The following is a 17521-nucleotide window of genomic DNA, read 5'->3' as shown; positions in this document are numbered from 1 at the left end:
TCATGAAGAAAAAAGATGTGGTCGCCATGCTGCTCGCAGGAGGTCAAGGCAAACGGCTGAAGGGCCTCACGAAGACGCTAGCCAAACCGGCTGTTTATTTTGGGGGTACATATCGGATCATTGATTTTCCGCTGAGCAACTGCTCCCATTCAGGAATCGACACGGTCGGGGTACTAACCCAGTATGAACCTCTGGTTCTGCATTCTTACATTGGCGTAGGAAGCGATTGGGACATGGACCGGTTGAATGGGGGCGTATTCGTTCTTCCACCCCATGAACGCGAGGACGGGACGACCTGGTACCGCGGGACGGCGGATGCGATTTATCGGAATCTCAAGTTTATTGATCAGTACGATCCCGAGCACGTTTTGATTTTGTCGGGAGATCACATCTACAAAATGGATTACGACCGCATGCTGACTTATCACAAGGAGAAGGAAGCCGATTGCACCATCTCCGTCATCCAAGTGAGTTCGGAAGAGGCGAAGCGGTTTGGCATGGTGAATACAGACGAGAATTATCGGATTAATGAATTCGAAGAGAAGCCTGCTAATCCGAAAAGCACGACGGCTTCGATGGGGGTTTATCTGTTTCGGTGGAAGCTGCTGCGATCCTATTTGCTGCGGAATGCGGAGCTTCCGGATACAAGCCACGATTTTGGCAAAGACATTCTTCCGACCATGCTGGCTGACGGCAAAACGCTGTTCGCTTATCCGTTTGAGGGGTATTGGAAAGATGTCGGCACCATCGAGAGCTTGTGGGAAGCCAATATGGACTTACTGAGCGAGCAGCCCAAGCTGGACTTAAACGACCCATTATGGCGCATTTATACCCGAAATCCGAATCAGCCAGCAGAATATATTTCACCGACCGCAAACGTCCGAAACAGCATGATTAATGAGGGCTGCACCGTGTGTGGGGACGTAACACATTCGGTTTTATTCTATGGCGTTGAAGTAGGAGAGGGCAGTACCATAACTGATTCCGTCATCATGCCCAAGGTACGTATTGGCAAGCATGCGCGCATACACCGGGCGATCGTAACCGAGGACATGGTCATTCAAGATCATGCCGTTATCTCTCCCCCTCCTGACGATCCCTCTCAAATTGTGCTTGTCAGCAGCCAGGAGGAAGACGTTCCCAAGCTGCAGCAGTCCAATACACAAGGATAAGGAGAGGGATTGAGATGAGAAAACTCATGGGTGTTATTAATTTGGAGCATGAACGGGATGTGCTGAACGAATTGACGTATTATCGATGTGGAGCCGCTGTACCATTTGCAGGTAGATACCGCTTAATTGACTTCGTGATGTCCAATATGATGCATGCGGGTATTGAAGATATCGCCTTGTTTGTCCGCAGGAAATACCGATCCCTGATGGACCATCTGGGTGAAGGAAGACCATGGGATATGCATCGTAAGCGAGGCGGCCTGTTCATTCTTCCGCCGGATTGGAATGACGAGACAGATGTGTCTTCTGGCGAAATGCGACATATTTATAATAATCTCGATTTTTTTGAGCGGGGGGCTGCAGATCATATCGTACATTCCGGCAGTCAGCATATCAGCATGGTCGATTTGAACGAAGTGTATGAGTTCCATGTGAAGCAGGGCGCTGATGTGACGTTGGTTTATACCAAAGTGAAGACGCCAAGAGAGGAGCATCGTTCCTGCACCCGTGTGGATGTCGATGCGGATGGAAAGGTGACAGATATCCATTACGATCACAAGCATGACGCGGTATATATGGAGATGTTCGTGATGGAGAAATCACGTTTTTTGGAGATGGTTGATCATTGCATAGCTCATGGTGGCAACCATTTCTTCCGGGATGCAATTATGCAGGGCCAACATCATCTGAATATCGTGGGATATGAATATTCCGGGTATCACGCGGTGATCAATTCGCTGGAGAGTTACTATCGGACCAGTATGAATCTTTTGAACCCGAAGGCATACGACAGCTTGTTTCGCAAACAGGCCGTTCACACCAAGATTAAATATGAAGTGCCTGCAAAGTATTTGAATTCGGCGGATGTCAGCAACGCGCTGGTTGCCAACGGCTGCCTGATTGACGGGGAAGTGAAGAACAGTATTTTGTTCCGGGGAGTACAGGTAAAGCGAGGCGCAAGCATTCATAATTCGATTATCATGCAGAAATGCGTCATTGGCGAAAACGTAAGGCTCGAGAACGTTATTCTGGATAAAGATGTAGTGATCTCGCGGGATCATAAGCTGCAGGGCGATTTTCGGAAGCCTTTTGTCATAGCCAAAGATATCTCTATTTGATAGGAAGATAAACTAATTTTCGTCAGGAGGAACCTTCTTTTGTTTAACAACATAGAAACATTCAAACAGGTCTTTACGGAGCATTTGGTGAGTCGTTTGGGAAAAGGACTTGAGGATGCAACGGCTGAGGATGTATACAAGACCCTCGGCGGTATGATCCGTGAATATGTTGGCCGGGAATGGGCTGCTGCCAACCGGATATACCGGGATACCAGGCAGAAGCAGGTGTATTATTTCTCCCTTGAATTTTTGATCGGACGGCTGATGGGAAACAATCTGTTAAACCTCGGTGTGCTGGATATGGTCCGCCGCGGACTACTGGAGCTGGGATGGAATTTGGAGGAGATTGAGGAACAGGAGCCGGATGCGGGACTTGGCAATGGGGGGCTCGGACGCCTTGCTGCATGTTTTCTTGATTCGTTGGCATCGCTCAGCTACGCAGGCCATGGATGCGGGATCCGGTATAAGTATGGATTGTTTGAACAGAAGATCGTTGATGGTCATCAGGTCGAGCTGCCGGACAATTGGCTCCAGCGGGGAAATGTCTGGGAAGAGCGCCGGGCAGATAAAGCGGTCGATGTACGTTTTTGGGGTCATGTGGAGGTTAAGGAGCAGGATGGCCGGACCGTCTTTGACACAGTCGATTATGAGCGCGTGCTGGCCGTGCCTTATGATGTTCCGGTGATCGGTTATGGAGAAGGTCAGGTGAATACTCTGCGGTTATGGAGTGCCGAACCAGCTTCGGATATTTCCAGAATCCGTCCGGCCCATTCTCAGAACAGCTATTATAAATTCTTGGAATACAATCGTTCGGTTGAATCGATATCAGAATTTTTATATCCGGATGATTCGGCATACGAAGGCAAGCTCCTTCGGCTGAAGCAGCAGTATTTCCTCTGCTCGGCAGGTGTTCAGAGTATTCTGAGAACGTTCGACAAGTTGGGAAGAACTTATCATGAGCTTCCTGAGTATGTCGCCATTCACATTAATGACACGCATCCGACGCTGGTCATCCCGGAGCTTATGCGAATCCTTATTGACGATAAGGGTTTGGGTTGGGATGAGGCCTGGGACATTACGAGCCGGACGGTATCCTACACGAACCATACCTTGCTTAGCGAAGCGTTGGAGAAATGGCCGGTCCGTATGGTCAGAGAACTGCTGCCGCGTATTTATATGATCATCGAAGAGATTAATAATCGGTTCTGCGGAATGCTGCTGGAACGCTACCCGAACGATCATGGTCGCATCTCTCAACTCGCCATTATTGAGAGCGACCAGATACGAATGGCCAATCTGGCGATTGTGGGCAGCTACCATGTGAATGGAGTAGCGGCGCTGCATACCGAGCTGCTGAAGACACAGGTTATGAAACCGCATAGAAGATTATTCCGGCAGCCGATGTTAGCGAGCAGATTTCCACAGCTGGCAAGGAAGCCTCCGGCACAGGAAATATGAAGTTCATGATGAATGGGGCTTTAACAATCGGTACGCTGGATGGAGCTAACGTGGAAATGTTCGAGCTGCTTGGGGAAGAGAATATATTCCTGTTTGGTTTGAAGCTGGAGGAAGTACTGGAGTATTACAGGACGGGAGCCTATGTGTCAAGGAAGCGATATGAGCAGGATCCGAGAATAAACCGTGTGCTGAATCAATTGATATCCCAAGGCCCGTTCTGCTGCCATGAGCTGGAATTCGGGCAGATCCTGCAGTCTCTATTGGATCACAATGATGAATTTTTTGTGCTTGAGGATTTCGCAAGTTACGTAGCGACGCAGTCGGACATTGATCAAGCATATTTGGATGCCGACTCTTGGGCCGGGAAGTCGATTGTTAATATTGCCAATTCAGGACATTTTTCAAGCGATAATACGATTCACCGTTATGCTGCGGAGATTTGGAACATCGCCCCTGTAAAGATCGGAGCAAATCGATAATCTGTTTTATCAACAAAAAAAGATTCGCCACGGGAGTGGCGGATATCCATAGGTGCTCTATTGGAATGTTCTTCATCATAGGATATGAACGTCGCTCGCAGAAATGACTAGATAGATTTACCGATTTATTGGGTTAGCGTACCCGATTTATTTCTTGGCGGAGTAGCATGCCATATTGCGGTATTCCGCATGGCGCGCGTCAAAACGGAGGATCCGATCGGCGCATGGCGGGACCATATCGCGCAATTGAAGCAAAGCCAGAATCGCCTGAACGGGAAGAGATACAAGAGCCTCCATTACCGGGCACCCGGAACAGATATCCGTGTAGAGCTGCCAGAGGGCCATATCTGGGGCGGCGGCGGAGGGGAGAACGAGAAGGGCGTATACTTCGTTGCCAATATGCCGACCGAAGAGGTGTATACGATGCCGCATCGCCTTGGTGCCTCATGATTCCCCGATCTCGAATATGAACAGGTATTCTACAACACCGGGATCGATGAGAACGCATCCTGCCATTTCGCGCTCGGCAGCGCGTATCCGGTCAACCTGGAGGGCGGAACCAAGCTTACGATGAGCAGCTGGCGGAGCGCGGGGCGAACGTCAGCTTGACCCATGTGGATTTCATGATTGGCTGCGCAGAGCTTGATATCGACGGAGAGCTGCCGGACGGCATTATCGAGCCTGTCTTCCGGAGGGGCAATTGGGCTTACTAGAATAGACGCAAAGAAACCGTCAGAGCGGTGAACTGCACCTCTTTCCATTGAGGATGCAGTCCACGCGACTGACGGTTTCTTCTTATTTAAGTATTAGAGGAAGCGTGCATATGTCGTTAAATCTGTCAGCGAGCCGCTGTGCGAGTAGCGGATAATATAAGTGCCTTGTGAGAAGTTGGTATTGAAGTTAATCGTGTAGCTGACGACATTCGGATTCGAGAAAATATTCGAACGGCTGCTCTCGACCAGCACTTCCGTGCCGCCTGTTACTTGATAGACGTTAGCAAAGATGACCCCTGCGGCAGGCGAGCCGCTGAAATAAGCCGAGCCCGTAATAATCAGCGTGCCTTGGCCCGTCACCGTATCGGTGCGGTTGAGCGGAACGGATGCGCTCGCAACAGCAGAAGTCATGAGAAGCATAACAACAGTCATGAGCAGGATAGCTACCTTTTTCAATTTCATTCATATCGCCCTTTCAAATTGGAGGATGGTAGAAGGAGTTCCTCTCTAGGTGCATGAATGCTGGCCAGCGTTCTGTTGTGTTGTGAAAACCCTTCTGCGTTTCATTATACTTAGCATACAGGTTGAATATGTGAATATTCGTGTTGAAATATTGCTAATAATTTGTTTCAGGTATGGGGCCTCCATTTAATCTTTTATTATAGAAGAAACCCACCGTATTTGGGGGTGAGGTTTCCTGCGATCCAGCTATAGTCGTCTATGATTCCTTGATAACAAGCAGTAGTCTCATAACTATATTCGGCATAACCTCTCTCGTATTAGCACAGAAAAGGAGGTTCGCATCGGGCGAATCTCCTTTTTGAGTGTTTCACTTAATCTTTTGGAAGTTCTTCTGTAGTACCGTATAACTCAATTTCCCGGTCGGCTTGCTTGCGGTGAGCGATTCGGCTGCTGGCGGCAGCGGCAATCGCGCCGACGATATCATCAAGGAATGTATGAACCCGGCCGCTTGTTTTATCGTTTAATTGTTCAAGAATCCCCGGCTTGAGCTTGTCGATGTATCCATAGTTGGTGAAGCCGATGCTTCCATATACGTTCACGATGGAAAATGCCAACACTTCATCTACGCCATATAGACCTTCATCGTTGGCCAGCATTTCTTGAAGCGGAGACAGGAGCTTGCCCTCCTCTGCCAAAATATCTAACTGAATTCCAGTTAAAACCGCATTTTGAACTTCGCGTTTGCTGAGGACGGCATCCACATTCTCTATGCATTCTTCCATGGTTAGAGACGGATAGTATTTTTTCTGAAGGATCATCACTAGTTCCGCGATTTCCTCCAACTTGATCCCACGCTCATGGAGCTGGCTCCGCGTTGCCTCCGCTACTTTTTTACTGTTCAAACTATACGGAATGTTCAAATCGTTTTCTGCCATGGTGGAACTCACCTCATTTTCGTGGTTATGAAAGATGCTTACGACGATTGTACTTTTTCCGCCCCCCTTTGTCCAGAAATGGGAAAACTGAGAGTTATTTTTTTGGAAAGGGCTCGTATACATAGGAGTACAACCTGTACAAAAAATGTTAGGGAGGAACAATACATGAAACGTAACAAACGTAATCTTCGCAGGCTTTCCGCCGCCGGGCTGCTTGCTGTTCCGATCGTATTGTCCGGCTGCGGTATGTTATCCGGGAAGCAATCGGAAGGAATTGACCCGCCGCCTGCGCAAGTGGAAAAGCAGATGCTGAATACGGCTGGATCAACGGCGGCCCAAGGGGATATTGGCACGCAGACAACGGTTTATCTTGCAGATGCGCGGGGAATGTTAGCGCCTGTAACATTGGGAATTCCGAAGGTGGAAGGAGCGAACGCAGCACAGGAATCCCTTGAGGTCCTTGTGAGCGGGGGGCGTTATGCCGGGTATGTTCCTCAGGGATTTCAGGCTCTGCTGCCAGCAGGTACGCAGATTCATCAAGTGAAGGTCGACCCGGAGAATAAATTGGCTGTTGTGGAATTTAATAAATCGTTTACAAACTATAAAGCGGCGGATGAGCGAAAAATTTTGGAGGCGTTGACGTGGACGCTCACAGGACACGAAGGTATTGAGCAGATGCAGGTATGGGTGGACGGCGTCAAACTGACGGAAATGCCGGTCAATCACACGCCGCTGGACCGTCCTCTTTCCCGTGCGATGGGGATCAACCTCCAAAAAGCGGATGATGCTATATACAGCTCTTCTTCCCCGGTTACGGTCTATTTCTCTTCCTTGACGCCTGACGGCATTCAATATTATGTGCCTGTTACAAGGCTTGTCCCGACAGAGCAAGATTCCGTTCAGGCTGCCTTGAACGAACTGATTCGGGGGCCGCATTACGGAGATGGATTGGTTGAGGTTATTCCAGATGATACTACCGTTGCTTCGATTGAAAAAGGGGAAGACGGAGCTGTAACCGTATCCTTGCAGGACAGCATGTTTGAGCAGGGCGAGCAGGTTCCGACCGAGCTGCTGCAGGCTGTTGTGCTCACCGTTGCCGAAAATTCTGGTGATGCCAAGGTAAGAATTCGGATGAATGATCTGGCTGAAGTGGTTGGAACGGACAGCCGAAATTATAGCGAGCCGGTCAGTCGTCCAGAATTTATAAACGAGATTTCGATTTAACGGACACATCGCTTTCTTTTGCGAAAAATGCCCAGCGAAGATGCTTTTGTGCCTGCATTTTGGTAGAATAGGGAATGCTAATCAGGATTGCGATAAGAAGTAGGAGGCAGAAAACATGAGATCTAACGGACGTAAGAGCGATGAGCTTCGACCGATGAATTTATCGACCCATGTGAATAAATATGCGGAAGGCTCCGTGTACATCGAGATGGGAGACACCAAGGTGTTAATAACGGCAACCGTGGATGAGAAGGTACCCCCGTTTCTGAAAGGACAAGGAAAGGGCTGGGTGACGGCTGAATATTCCATGCTGCCGCGCGCTACACAATCCCGTAACCAACGAGAAGCCAATCGCGGTAAACTCAGTGGCCGAACGATGGAAATTCAACGGCTGATCGGCAGAGCGCTCAGGTCTGTTGTGAATCTGCATGCTCTTGGCGAGCGGACCATTACACTGGATTGCGATGTGATTCAGGCAGATGGCGGAACGCGGACCACCTCCATCACAGGAGCATTTGTAGCCTTGGCCATAGCGGTAAATAAAATAGCAGAGCAGCATAAATTGGCGGTATTTCCAATCACGGATTACCTGGCATCCATTAGTGTGGGCATTGCAGGCGGACAGGCGCTGCTAGACTTGAACTATGAAGAGGATTCCAAAGCAAAGGTCGACATGAATCTGGTCATGACCGGAAGCGGGACATTCGTTGAGGTTCAGGGAACCGGCGAAGAGAGTCCGTTCTCCCGAGAGGAGCTGGACCAGATTCTGGCGCTCGGGGAACAGGGGATACGCGAGCTCATCGAGCGTCAGCAGGAAGCGCTTGGACCGATTGCAGCTAAAATCGGTTCCGTGAATGCGGGGACAGGTGTTTAATCCGATGGCATTGACACTTGGAGATACGCTAATCGTAGCTACCCGAAACCAGGGAAAGGTTAGGGAATTTGCGCATGCTTTTGCTGCTTTTGGTACAGAAGTGAGGAGTATGTATGATTACCCTGATCTGCCTGACGTCGTAGAGGACGGAACAACCTTCGCAGCTAATGCGTTTAAGAAAGCGAAGGCGGTTGGAGATGCACTGGGATTACCTGTGCTAGCTGATGATTCCGGATTATGCGTGGATGCGCTGGATGGCGCTCCCGGCGTGTATTCCGCAAGATATGCCGGCGAGCATGGTGCGGACGAAGATAATAACGAGAAGCTGCTTGGTGAGTTGGAACAATTAAGGCTTGGTGAGGACACCGAACAGCCGTTATTAAGTCCGGCCCGATTTGTTTGTGTTCTGGTACTGTATGATCCCGTTTCGGGTGAAAAGCTTGAAGCTGAGGGAAGCGTTGAAGGGTGGATCACCTCCGACCCGTCGGGAAACGGCGGCTTTGGATATGATCCGCTGTTCTACTTGCCAAGTCACGAGAAGACGATGGCCGAGCTTTCCATAGAGGAGAAGCAGGAGATCAGTCACCGTGGGAAAGCGCTGCGCCAGCTTGTAGCGGACATTCGAAGTGATGAATGAATAGTTATGAGGTAAAAGAAACCATGCCGGCATGTGCCGGTATGGTTTCTTTGTTTTATCGGAAGCATAAAATCAACGTACGGAAACATTGTATTCTTTTAACCAGAAATGAACTTGAGCTAAGTAGGCGAACAATTGCGGTCCGGACATCAATTGACCAAACCAAGGGAGATTCGAGGAGGCATCCGGCGAAGACGCAAGCTCCCGAATTCGCGCAGTGTCGATAAGGGGAAGGAGTGGAGAAGAGCTATCGTCCAAAATGGATAACAGTTGAGCTTTGACGGCTGCTAAATAATTTGGATTATGGGTTTTGGGATACGGACTCTTTTTGCGGTACAGGATATCGTCTGGTAGTACGCCTTCAAGCGCTTTGCGCAGAATGCCTTTTTCACGATTGCCCGTCGTCTTGATATGCCAAGGAATATTCCATACATATTCAATCAGACGGTGATCGGTATAGGGAACACGTACTTCAAGTCCAGCCCCCATACTCATCCGGTCCTTGCGGTCGAGCAGAGTTGGCATGAACCTGGTAATATTCAGGTACGACATGACTCGCATTTTGGCCTGTTGTCCACTCTCCCTATCCAGTTTAGGTACTTCGGCGACAGCGTCGGAGTAGCGGTCACCAAGGTATTCCAGCGGCTTGATCCATTCCCGGATCTCGGCTGATAGCAGTCCGGCCCGCATATCCGGAGCAACTGCCCATGGGAAGGTATCTGAATTCAGCATTTCTTCCCGATAGAACCACGGATAACCGCCGAATATTTCATCAGCGGCTTCTCCGGAGATGGCCACGGTTGCGTCTTTCTTGATCTCTCGGCAGAAGAGAAGCAAGGAGGCATCAACATCCGCCATCCCCGGGAGATCGCGCTTCTGTGTAGAAGCATCCAGCGCTTCGACCAATTCAGGAGTGTCAAATTCGATCCAGTGATGGTTCGTGTCCAGCTCCTCATGCATGCGCTTGATCCATGGCGCATCTGCCCCAGGCTGGAAGGAATGGGACTTGAAGTGTTTGTTGTTGTCAACATAATCGACGGAGTAAGTATGCACTTGTCCTTGGCCCGTTCGTTTATAGTAATCAACGGCCAGCGAGGAAAGCGCGCTGGAATCCAGCCCGCCGGATAACAGAGAGCACACTGGTACGTCGGATACCAGCTGACGTTCAACCGTGTCACGTAGGAGATCACCAAGGTAATGTGCGGTTTTGTCGGCATCTTCCTCATGAGGGTTGCTTTCCAGTTTCCAGTACGTATATTTGCGTAAACCCTCACGATTAAAAATCATGGCCATGCCGGGACGAAGCTCAGCAATGTCTTTATAAACGCCATGCCCTGGGGTGCGCGCAGGTCCAATAATGAATACTTCAGCCAACCCCTCAGCTCCGACAACAGGTTCTACTTTAGGATGCTGAAGCAATGCCTTGGGTTCTGAGCCGAATACAAGCGTACCATCAACGTAGCTGTAGAAGAGTGGCTTTACTCCTACACGGTCCCGAGCGAAAAAAACCTGTTCCCGCACACTGTCCCAGATTGCGAACGCGAATATTCCATTGAGGCGCTCCACACATTCCGGACCCCACTCGATATAGGTGACTAACAAGACTTCCGTGTCGCATTTGGTATGGAAACGATGTCCGCGTCGCACCAATTCGTTCCTAAGCTCCGCAGCATTATATAATTCCCCGTTATATACAATGGCATAGACATTCTCTTCCTGATGAATGATCATCGGCTGAGCACCATTTTCAGGGTCGATCACACTAAGTCTCCGGTGGCCAAATGCGCACGGGTTAGAAATCCATGTGCCGGATCCGTCAGGTCCGCGATGAGCCAAACTTTCTGTCATTCTTACCAGCAGCTGTGAATCCTGCGTCAAATCGCCGCTCCATTGTATAAAGCCGGTTATTCCGCACATGACGGCTCATCCTCTCTTTGTCTTTGTCATACGCTGTCCCATCTTTATAATCCTACGTCGCCAAAGTGATACAGATATATGCCGAATGAAAGCATAAAATGTCTGTCCTTTTACGAAAACTAAGAATGCCGGACGAATATCAAAGCGAAGGAGAGAAACGTCCATGGATAAGTCAATCTATTATGTGTCTGTGCAGAGCCGCTCCGTGCTGACGGAGCAGGGAGCGAGCGCTTATGAATGGGAGATCGAAGCAACGCCCGCAGAAGCGGATCAAGTTCGGATTGAGCTGGACATGATGCAAGAGAAGGACGAAGAAGCTACAGGGTACATGTTTCCTTGGCCGGATACCACCGAGCAATCCACCAATGTAATGTTTCAATCTTCCCTGGACAAGGTGTATCGAACCATTTATCAATTGGGTACGCCTGCTACTCGCCAGCAAATGGAAGAGCTGCGGTTACTGTCCGAATAGATATGCAAATAATAGGGACGGAGCAGTCTTGCACGTCTTGATGAAGGAGAATGGATGTAATGTATACCATAAGAGATGCCAAAATCCGCCGGATCACGGAAGTGAATGGTGCACCGTGTGCCGAAGTAGAGGTATATCCGGCAACCGAAGGAGAAAATGCGCTGCTCGCCTATCTGACGCCATCCTCACCGCTGGGAGGCTATGATTTGGTGAAAATTGTTCGCAGTAATGCCAGCTTGGAAGTGGATTGGTATGACAACAGTATGAATGATGCTTTTGTGGATGCCACGGACGAAGCGTTTGAGAATAGCGTTCATTCAAGCGCCGAGGAAAGTCGTGATGCATTCAAGCAGCAGCTTCTTTCGACAGGCCAGTTATATGAACAGCTAAACCAGCGGTTAAGCGAGGGACCCCAATATTTTTAGAGTAAGAAAGAAGAGATCTGTCGTTGAATCGGCAGGTCTTTTTTAGTACAAGGAAATCGGCACGAAAAGTGTACCATCCAGCAAAGGACTGATAACTATAAAATAAAAAATAGGACCTTGCGCTGCACGCATGGTCCTTCTTTATAATCAATAGCTCAATATGCATGCTCTCTTAATACTTGAATGCCCATGATAACGTTGTATACAAAAGCACCGAAGTATATGATGCCGAACAGGACGAGGTATCCGATTATGGAACCGAAGGACCCTGAAGTGACGGCCATGTAAATCAGCGGTATCGCAGCAATAACTGGGAATATATGTGAGAACAGGGCACGGCGGGCGTGCTTGGCAACGTAAGCATCAGCAGACAAGATCCAGACGATGACAGGAAGGATGAACGGCGCAAAGAAGATGCTGAAATAGGATAAAGAGGATAACAATTGTCTCAATGGTATCACGCTCCTAAAGTCGTTCTAATGATATACATATTACCCAGGAAGCCTGCTCCTGATTCGATTGAGAAATCCTTTTAAAAAAAGTGCTTTGAAAAATACAAAAGATGCGATATAATATACTTCGTTACTGTTTAAAAAGTTTGTTCTACATATATGTCCCAGTAGCTCAGCTGGATAGAGCAACGGCCTTCTAAGCCGTCGGTCAGGGGTTCGAATCCCTTCTGGGACGTAAAAAAGAAGCGGCCAATGTTAAAATTGGTGGCTTCTTTGCTTATTCCAGAAGGGTGAGAACCCTTAATGGGGTTCGTCGGAGCATAGTCTTCGTTAGATTTACTTCGCAGTCGGCCTGAAAGGCCGTACCCGTGAAGAAATTCCTGACATCGCAGGCCAATCATCTTATAATAGAAGGGAAAATATTTTTGAGCACCATTTTGAGGAGGCAACAAGCATGCAGCTTACTAAAATATCACAGAATACCGCCATCCTATTGGAGCACGCCCGAAAATCGGGGCTTGTTTCTTTCGAGTTGCTGGAGGCAGTCCGCTCGGGTGATGTAAAGAGATTTCAAATCGCGAATCATGACCATTTTAGCTACGATGAATTGTTCGCATATGCTGGAGAACATGGGGAAGACCTAGAAAAGGCTGTGAGCGAAGGATATCAAATAACGTTCAATACGCGCAATGGGTTGAAAATATGGCTTGAAGAAGCTTTCCGCATTAGTTCCGAGTCCGACTTCCATGTGGGTGAAGGCATTATTGAAGGACTGAAGCTCCAAGAGGAGCAGTTGGCTCGCTTGAAGGAAGCGCTGGCTGTCAACTGGACTCTCGAGGAGGAGCCTGCAGCAGATGGAGTCCTTGTCAGATTAACTGTCAGAGGTCTTAAATAATATAGAATCAGCCACCACTATTATTCCACAGAATAAGTAGGGTGGCTTTTTTATATAGACAGTGTGATTCGATTTTCTGCAGAGTATGATTTTACATCCGGCTTGGCGTAGGCAGTCCCAATACTTCTAAGGCTTCTCCTAGGGTATCCTTAAATAAAGAAGTGAGCCATACCCGGAATGGGAGCACATCCTCCCCAGCCTTCAGAATCGGGCACGCCGAGTAGAAATTGTTGAACAGGGAGCAAAGCTCATAGGTAAAGTTACAAATTGCGCTCGGGGATAGCTCCTCTCCTGCGGCATACAGGGTATCCTGCCATGTGCTGATATGCCGTATCAGGGCATGCTCCGCTTTATCCATGGTAGGGAACCGGGCAGGCAGCGAAGGTAATATATCGGCTTCTTGAGCTTTATTAAGCACGCTGAGTGCACGTGCGTAGGAGTAGAGCAAGTATACCCCGGTATTACCTGATATTTCAGTAGCCTGCTTCATGTCGAACACTACCTCGGTATGCAGGGCAAAACGCAGCAGATAGTAACGGATAGACGCAGCTGCGATCATATGGCTCGATAATCCACTTTTATCGGAGCGGGTGTCTTCGATAACCTTGGTGACTTGCTCGATGAGCTCCGTAATTTTGATCCCGATACCCTGACGGCCGGACATCGCGTAGGATGCTTTTCCGTCGGAAGTATCAATTCCCAGATCCGCCGCAGCGGATGGACTAAGTGAGACCACTCCGTAGCTCACATGACGAAGCTTAGCGGCCTCTTCATGGAAACCCAAGCTTTCCAGTGCCTGCTTTACCATCGCTTGCGGGTACTGCTGCCGATGGTCAATGACATTGATGACCATGTCTGCTTTGCCGAAGGTGAGCTGCTCTCCATGAGTGCTTGTCGTCCAAACCTCGTCTGTGAATTTTTTATATACAAAATCGTTGCTAAGGAGACCATATTTCCACAGGTGATAGGCTATGTCTTTAGCCGTGTATGTCAGTATGCCATTGGAGCGAACGAGTACTTTATCCATGCTGTGATCTGATTCCGAATCGTCCCCGGCTTCCGTTCCTGATTGCTTGAGCACCCAGCAGCCTGCAAGCTTGCCTTCGGATTCCTGATGAAAGAGTGGGGTGTTCTTCAACAGCTCGAAAGCGGATGCCCAGAATCCCTCTCTGACAATGTTGCTCTCCCAGACAAGCAGATCATAATCAATGCCGAACTGCTTCATTTCTTCCAGATGTTCTTTGACGATTCTCTCGGCCACGAGCAGCCCGATCCACGACAGGTTCTGGTTACCTTCCTCTAAAGCGTGCAAAACCTCGGTCCGATGCTGAACCAGCCCAGGCTCCCTTTCGTAGGCCTTATTGGTGCTTGAATATACGTCCCAGCAGTAATCGCCGAACCGGGCGTGTTCTTTTGACAGCGGCGTGTGAAGCATCCCGACCACCGTATCTGCCAATTGATTGCCTAGGTCATCGATATAATTATGAACCTCAACCTCGTAGCCAAGCTTTTTCATTAGTCTTACGAGCGTATCTCCAATACAAGAATTTCTTAGATGCCCGATATGGGCGGATTTATTCGGGTTGATGGAAGTATGCTCGATGACGATTTTTTGGTTAGCTGCTGCAGGTAATTCGAAGCGACGTTCCGCCCAATATTCCCAATTGATACGCAGATTCATAAATCCGGGTGCCACGATCTCGGTGGAGTAGATAAGCTGTTTGTAGGATGCATCCTGCTCAAGCTCGGCTTGTATTAACCCGGCAATCTGCAATGGAGCCTTACGTAGCAGCTTTGCAAGCTGCATTGCGATGTTGGTGGCATAATCCCCATGCTCCATATTGGCAGGCTGTTCAATCCGGACTGGAGTGGAATCGGGCAGTTTGGCACCCAAAGCTTCACACACCTGGTTGACAGCTTGTTGAAGGCTCGAATTAATGAATTGACTTAACATGTTAAATCCCCCTCTGAAAAATAAGCAAAGTATGTCTGATAAACAAAAAAAGCCCTCATCTCATAAAGAGACGAGGACTTGTGCTCGCGGTACCACTCTTGTTGTTAAACCGCACGGGTTTAACCACCTTATACGATAACGGTGTAAGCCGGGGCTTCCTACAGTATTTCACTTCGGAAGGCCATCTCCTGGGTCCGTTTCACCGCAGACTCTGTACCGGTTTCCACCATCCCGGCTCGCTTGGACTAAAGTCAAATGCAGTTACTCTCCCAATCAACGAAAATGACATGCTCAAGTTTTCCATATTATTAACTATTCTTTTCAGAAAATCAACCCCAAATTTATACAACCTTTTCCGCAAAGACTCGCAGACGCTTGTAATCTCCGTAGAAGGAATCCTTATGCCAGAGAGCTTTTTGGGCAGCTTGACTGATGTGATCAATGGCCTCGTTCTTTTCTTCAACTGTAAACCCGGCAAAGAAGTGATCCCCGAACTGCAGCAGCCAGTGCTTAATGCCATCCTTGCCCTCAGGCAGTTTCGTGGGACGATCGAAGTGATGGGCAGTATGAACGCGGAATCCTTGGGATTCGAGCAAGGAGGCATACTGTCCCAAACTTGGATAATACCAAGGATTCCGGGTGTCCGCATCAATTCCATAATAATTGGCGAAAACGGATTTTAAAGCCTGATAAATTCCATCTATATTTCCCAACCCACCAAATTCCGCCACAAATCGACCACCGGGCTTGAGGGAGTTATAGACGGAGCGTACCACGCTAGCAGCGTCTTTCATCCAATGCAGAGCGGCATTCGAGAAGACGGCATCATACGGTGTTTCGGTGGCGAAGTTCTCGCCATCGCCGACCATAAATGTAAGCCCGGGGTATTTGCCTTTGGCGCGCTCAATCATCTCGGCCGAATAATCCATACCAGTTACATGTGCACCCGAAGCAGATATTTCATAAGCCAAATCTCCCGTTCCGCAGCCGAGATCGAGAATCCTTTCTCCGGGCTGAGGTGCAAGAAGCTCTGCAACCCCTTTCCCATAAGCCGAGACAAACGATAGCTGCCGATCATACTCGTAAGGCTTCCATACTTGCTCTGACATAACAACACCCCTTCAGCTATAACTTATTCTCATTGTGGCATATTTGACTTATAATTAGAAATATATAAATGTAATTAAATTGATAGGTTTTATCAATAAGAAGTGTGAAAAAAAGCCGCTGGGCAGCGGTTTTATGTAGGACATTATTTAACAGCAACTAGAAGTGCACCAACAGCGATAAGTGCAACGCCGGCCACATTAATCCAGGAGATTTTCTCCCCAAGAAACACGAAAGCCAGAATAACCGCGATGACAACACTCAATTTATCGATAGGACCTACCTGTGATACTTTGCCGTATTTTAGCGCCAGAAAATAGAACAGCCAGGACAATGCCCCCGCAATGCCGCTGAGCACAATGAAGCTTAATGCTTTTTTCTGAACGAGAATGTCGCCAAGTTCAGAGAATTTTCCTTGAACTCCTACGACCCCCAGCAAAAACAGTGCCATAATGACAGAGCGAATGGCCGTTGCCGAATTGGCATCGATATTTTGTAAGCCTATTTTTCCAAAAATAGCGACAAGCGCTGCCGTAACCGCTGACAGCAATGCGTATACCAGCCATAGAGGCATATCGTTTTTCTCCTTCCTGTAAAAGATAAAGTCTCTGATTAATGTATCGGATTCCTTTATAATAGTATAGGGCAATTTTAACAATACCATGAATTTCGATGAGATTGAATGATTTGGAAGGGGGCTGGATGAAAAATGACGTTACATATAGCGCCGTACACAGAAGAGTATCATGATCGGTTGGTTCAAATATGGCTTCGTGCCGTATCCCAAACGCATGATTTCCTGATGGAGGAAGATATCCGGTTTTATTATGAGATGGTGCAAAATGGAGCGCTGAGAGCCGTGGAGATCTGGGTGTGCTTAAATCCGGAACAGGAACCTATTGGATTTATAGGGTTGGATGGCCCCAAAATCGAAATGCTGTTTGTGGATCCCCTCCATCACGGCCAAGGCACGGGAACTAAACTTATCCGGCATGCCGAACAGCTGAAGGGGCGGGGGCTGCAAGTTGATGTGAATGAACAGAACCCCAAGGCCCATGCTTTTTATAAAAAATACGGCTTCGTGCAAATCGGCCGTTCCGAGCTGGATGGCTCCGGGAAGCCGTTTCCGCTTATTCACATGCAGCTGCAGTAAGGACATGGATCAGCGCAGCTGAGCCCATCAATCAGAAGTGGGTATCGAGCGGCCCCTCGGGGTTCTCATCCTCA

At 48.6% G+C, this 17521-nt stretch carries 16 protein-coding genes, 1 tRNA gene, 2 pseudogenes and 1 other annotated feature; of the genes and pseudogenes, 12 read left to right on the top strand and 7 right to left on the bottom strand.

Annotated features, from left to right (window positions below):
• Positions 1–2: 2 nt before the first annotated feature.
• The 4 genes and pseudogenes from ABEQ74_RS21970 to ABEQ74_RS21955 form a co-directional block, all read left to right on the top strand.
• Positions 3–1172, top strand: coding sequence for a glucose-1-phosphate adenylyltransferase (locus ABEQ74_RS21970; protein ID WP_430124276.1), 1170 nt, complete (start codon positions 3–5; stop codon positions 1170–1172).
• A gap of 14 nt (positions 1173–1186) precedes the next feature.
• Positions 1187–2290: a glucose-1-phosphate adenylyltransferase subunit GlgD gene (glgD, locus tag ABEQ74_RS21965; RefSeq protein WP_430124275.1), complete on the top strand. Its 1104-nt coding sequence runs from the start codon at positions 1187–1189 to the stop codon at positions 2288–2290.
• A gap of 39 nt (positions 2291–2329) precedes the next feature.
• Positions 2330–4227 (top strand): annotated as a pseudogene (gene glgP, locus ABEQ74_RS21960) (glycogen/starch/alpha-glucan family phosphorylase).
• Between the two features lie 180 nt (positions 4228–4407).
• Positions 4408–4940: pseudogene (locus tag ABEQ74_RS21955) on the top strand (aminopeptidase); the annotation flags it as partial.
• A 93-nt stretch (positions 4941–5033) separates the two neighbouring features.
• On the opposite strand, the gene ABEQ74_RS21950 reads toward ABEQ74_RS21955, so the two are convergent.
• Entirely contained in the window at positions 5034–5402 is a 369-nt protein-coding gene (locus ABEQ74_RS21950; protein WP_430124274.1) for a hypothetical protein, read from the bottom strand.
• A gap of 371 nt (positions 5403–5773) precedes the next feature.
• Positions 5774–6337 carry a phosphatidylglycerophosphatase A family protein gene (locus ABEQ74_RS21945; protein WP_430124273.1) on the bottom strand — a complete coding sequence of 188 codons (564 nt, stop codon included), beginning with the start codon at positions 6335–6337 and terminating at the stop codon, positions 5774–5776.
• Between the two features lie 165 nt (positions 6338–6502).
• Here ABEQ74_RS21945 and ABEQ74_RS21940 point away from each other — a divergent pair, with 165 nt between their 5' ends.
• The 3 genes from ABEQ74_RS21940 to ABEQ74_RS21930 all read left to right on the top strand — a co-directional run bounded on the left by ABEQ74_RS21940 (position 6503) and on the right by ABEQ74_RS21930 (position 9072).
• Positions 6503–7561: a GerMN domain-containing protein gene (locus tag ABEQ74_RS21940; RefSeq protein ID WP_430124272.1), complete on the top strand. Its 1059-nt coding sequence runs from the start codon at positions 6503–6505 to the stop codon at positions 7559–7561.
• Positions 7562–7676: 115 nt separating this feature from the next.
• Complete coding sequence (gene rph / locus ABEQ74_RS21935; protein WP_053489424.1) at positions 7677–8435, top strand: ribonuclease PH; 759 nt, start codon at positions 7677–7679, stop codon at positions 8433–8435.
• 4 nt (positions 8436–8439) lie between these two features.
• Positions 8440–9072, top strand: coding sequence for an XTP/dITP diphosphatase (locus ABEQ74_RS21930; RefSeq protein ID WP_430124271.1), 633 nt, complete (start codon positions 8440–8442; stop codon positions 9070–9072).
• 72 nt (positions 9073–9144) lie between these two features.
• On the opposite strand, the gene asnB is transcribed toward ABEQ74_RS21930, so the two are convergent.
• Positions 9145–10989: an asparagine synthase (glutamine-hydrolyzing) gene (gene asnB / locus ABEQ74_RS21925; protein WP_430124270.1), complete on the bottom strand. Its 1845-nt coding sequence runs from the start codon at positions 10987–10989 to the stop codon at positions 9145–9147.
• A gap of 163 nt (positions 10990–11152) precedes the next feature.
• On the opposite strand from asnB, the gene ABEQ74_RS21920 reads away from it, so the two are divergent.
• Positions 11153–11461, top strand: a complete 309-nt coding sequence (locus tag ABEQ74_RS21920; RefSeq protein ID WP_430124269.1) for a hypothetical protein — start codon at positions 11153–11155, stop codon at positions 11459–11461.
• 59 nt (positions 11462–11520) lie between these two features.
• On the top strand, positions 11521–11886 hold the full coding sequence (locus ABEQ74_RS21915; protein WP_430124268.1) for a hypothetical protein: 366 nt from the start codon (positions 11521–11523) through the stop codon (positions 11884–11886).
• Between the two features lie 155 nt (positions 11887–12041).
• Here ABEQ74_RS21915 and ABEQ74_RS21910 read toward each other — a convergent pair whose 3' ends face one another.
• Entirely contained in the window at positions 12042–12338 is a 297-nt protein-coding gene (locus ABEQ74_RS21910; RefSeq protein WP_054401261.1) for a DUF4870 domain-containing protein, read from the bottom strand.
• A 161-nt stretch (positions 12339–12499) separates the two neighbouring features.
• Here ABEQ74_RS21910 and ABEQ74_RS21905 point away from each other — a divergent pair.
• Positions 12500–12573 (top strand) — tRNA-Arg (locus ABEQ74_RS21905).
• 219 nt (positions 12574–12792) lie between these two features.
• Positions 12793–13233: a hypothetical protein gene (locus tag ABEQ74_RS21900; RefSeq protein ID WP_430124267.1), complete on the top strand. Its 441-nt coding sequence runs from the start codon at positions 12793–12795 to the stop codon at positions 13231–13233.
• A 91-nt stretch (positions 13234–13324) separates the two neighbouring features.
• Here ABEQ74_RS21900 and ABEQ74_RS21895 read toward each other — a convergent pair whose 3' ends face one another.
• The 3 genes from ABEQ74_RS21895 to ABEQ74_RS21885 all read right to left on the bottom strand — a co-directional run bounded on the left by ABEQ74_RS21895 (position 13325) and on the right by ABEQ74_RS21885 (position 16868).
• The gene (locus ABEQ74_RS21895) at positions 13325–15187 is read right to left on the bottom strand and encodes an arginine--tRNA ligase (protein WP_430124266.1); all 1863 of its coding nucleotides are present in this window, start codon (positions 15185–15187) and stop codon (positions 13325–13327) included.
• A gap of 63 nt (positions 15188–15250) precedes the next feature.
• Positions 15251–15473 (bottom strand) — a binding site (T-box leader).
• A 55-nt stretch (positions 15474–15528) separates the two neighbouring features.
• The gene (locus ABEQ74_RS21890; protein WP_430124265.1) at positions 15529–16296 is read right to left on the bottom strand and encodes a class I SAM-dependent methyltransferase; all 768 of its coding nucleotides are present in this window, start codon (positions 16294–16296) and stop codon (positions 15529–15531) included.
• A gap of 143 nt (positions 16297–16439) precedes the next feature.
• Positions 16440–16868, bottom strand: coding sequence for an EamA family transporter (locus tag ABEQ74_RS21885; RefSeq protein ID WP_430124263.1), 429 nt, complete (start codon positions 16866–16868; stop codon positions 16440–16442).
• Between the two features lie 135 nt (positions 16869–17003).
• On the opposite strand from ABEQ74_RS21885, the gene ABEQ74_RS21880 reads away from it, so the two are divergent.
• Entirely contained in the window at positions 17004–17447 is a 444-nt protein-coding gene (locus ABEQ74_RS21880) for an acetyltransferase (RefSeq protein WP_430124262.1), read from the top strand.
• Positions 17448–17521 lie beyond the last annotated feature (74 nt).

The organism is Paenibacillus solani (genome assembly GCF_050475945.1).
Lineage (GTDB): Bacteria > Bacillota > Bacilli > Paenibacillales > Paenibacillaceae > Paenibacillus_AQ > Paenibacillus_AQ solani_A.
The sequence above is the reverse complement of the archived record's forward strand: the minus strand, read 5'-3'. Positions and strand labels throughout refer to the sequence as shown.

What these genes read in the sequence shown, in the direction of transcription:
- glgD (WP_430124275.1), top strand. Translation starts at nt 1,187, where the DNA reads ATGAGAAAACTCATGGGTGTTATTAATTTGGAGCATGAACGGGATGTG.
- ABEQ74_RS21885 (WP_430124263.1), bottom strand. Translation starts at nt 16,868, where the DNA reads ATGCCTCTATGGCTGGTATACGCATTGCTGTCAGCGGTTACGGCAGCG.
- ABEQ74_RS21900 (WP_430124267.1), top strand. Translation starts at nt 12,793, where the DNA reads ATGCAGCTTACTAAAATATCACAGAATACCGCCATCCTATTGGAGCAC.
- ABEQ74_RS21915 (WP_430124268.1), top strand. Translation starts at nt 11,521, where the DNA reads ATGTATACCATAAGAGATGCCAAAATCCGCCGGATCACGGAAGTGAAT.
- ABEQ74_RS21880 (WP_430124262.1), top strand. Translation starts at nt 17,004, where the DNA reads ATGACGTTACATATAGCGCCGTACACAGAAGAGTATCATGATCGGTTG.
- ABEQ74_RS21940 (WP_430124272.1), top strand. Translation starts at nt 6,503, where the DNA reads ATGAAACGTAACAAACGTAATCTTCGCAGGCTTTCCGCCGCCGGGCTG.
- ABEQ74_RS21930 (WP_430124271.1), top strand. Translation starts at nt 8,440, where the DNA reads ATGGCATTGACACTTGGAGATACGCTAATCGTAGCTACCCGAAACCAG.
- rph (WP_053489424.1), top strand. Translation starts at nt 7,677, where the DNA reads ATGAGATCTAACGGACGTAAGAGCGATGAGCTTCGACCGATGAATTTA.
- ABEQ74_RS21950 (WP_430124274.1), bottom strand. Translation starts at nt 5,402, where the DNA reads ATGAAATTGAAAAAGGTAGCTATCCTGCTCATGACTGTTGTTATGCTT.
- ABEQ74_RS21970 (WP_430124276.1), top strand. Translation starts at nt 3, where the DNA reads ATGAAGAAAAAAGATGTGGTCGCCATGCTGCTCGCAGGAGGTCAAGGC.
- ABEQ74_RS21895 (WP_430124266.1), bottom strand. Translation starts at nt 15,187, where the DNA reads ATGTTAAGTCAATTCATTAATTCGAGCCTTCAACAAGCTGTCAACCAG.
- ABEQ74_RS21920 (WP_430124269.1), top strand. Translation starts at nt 11,153, where the DNA reads ATGGATAAGTCAATCTATTATGTGTCTGTGCAGAGCCGCTCCGTGCTG.
- ABEQ74_RS21890 (WP_430124265.1), bottom strand. Translation starts at nt 16,296, where the DNA reads ATGTCAGAGCAAGTATGGAAGCCTTACGAGTATGATCGGCAGCTATCG.
- ABEQ74_RS21945 (WP_430124273.1), bottom strand. Translation starts at nt 6,337, where the DNA reads ATGGCAGAAAACGATTTGAACATTCCGTATAGTTTGAACAGTAAAAAA.
- asnB (WP_430124270.1), bottom strand. Translation starts at nt 10,989, where the DNA reads ATGTGCGGAATAACCGGCTTTATACAATGGAGCGGCGATTTGACGCAG.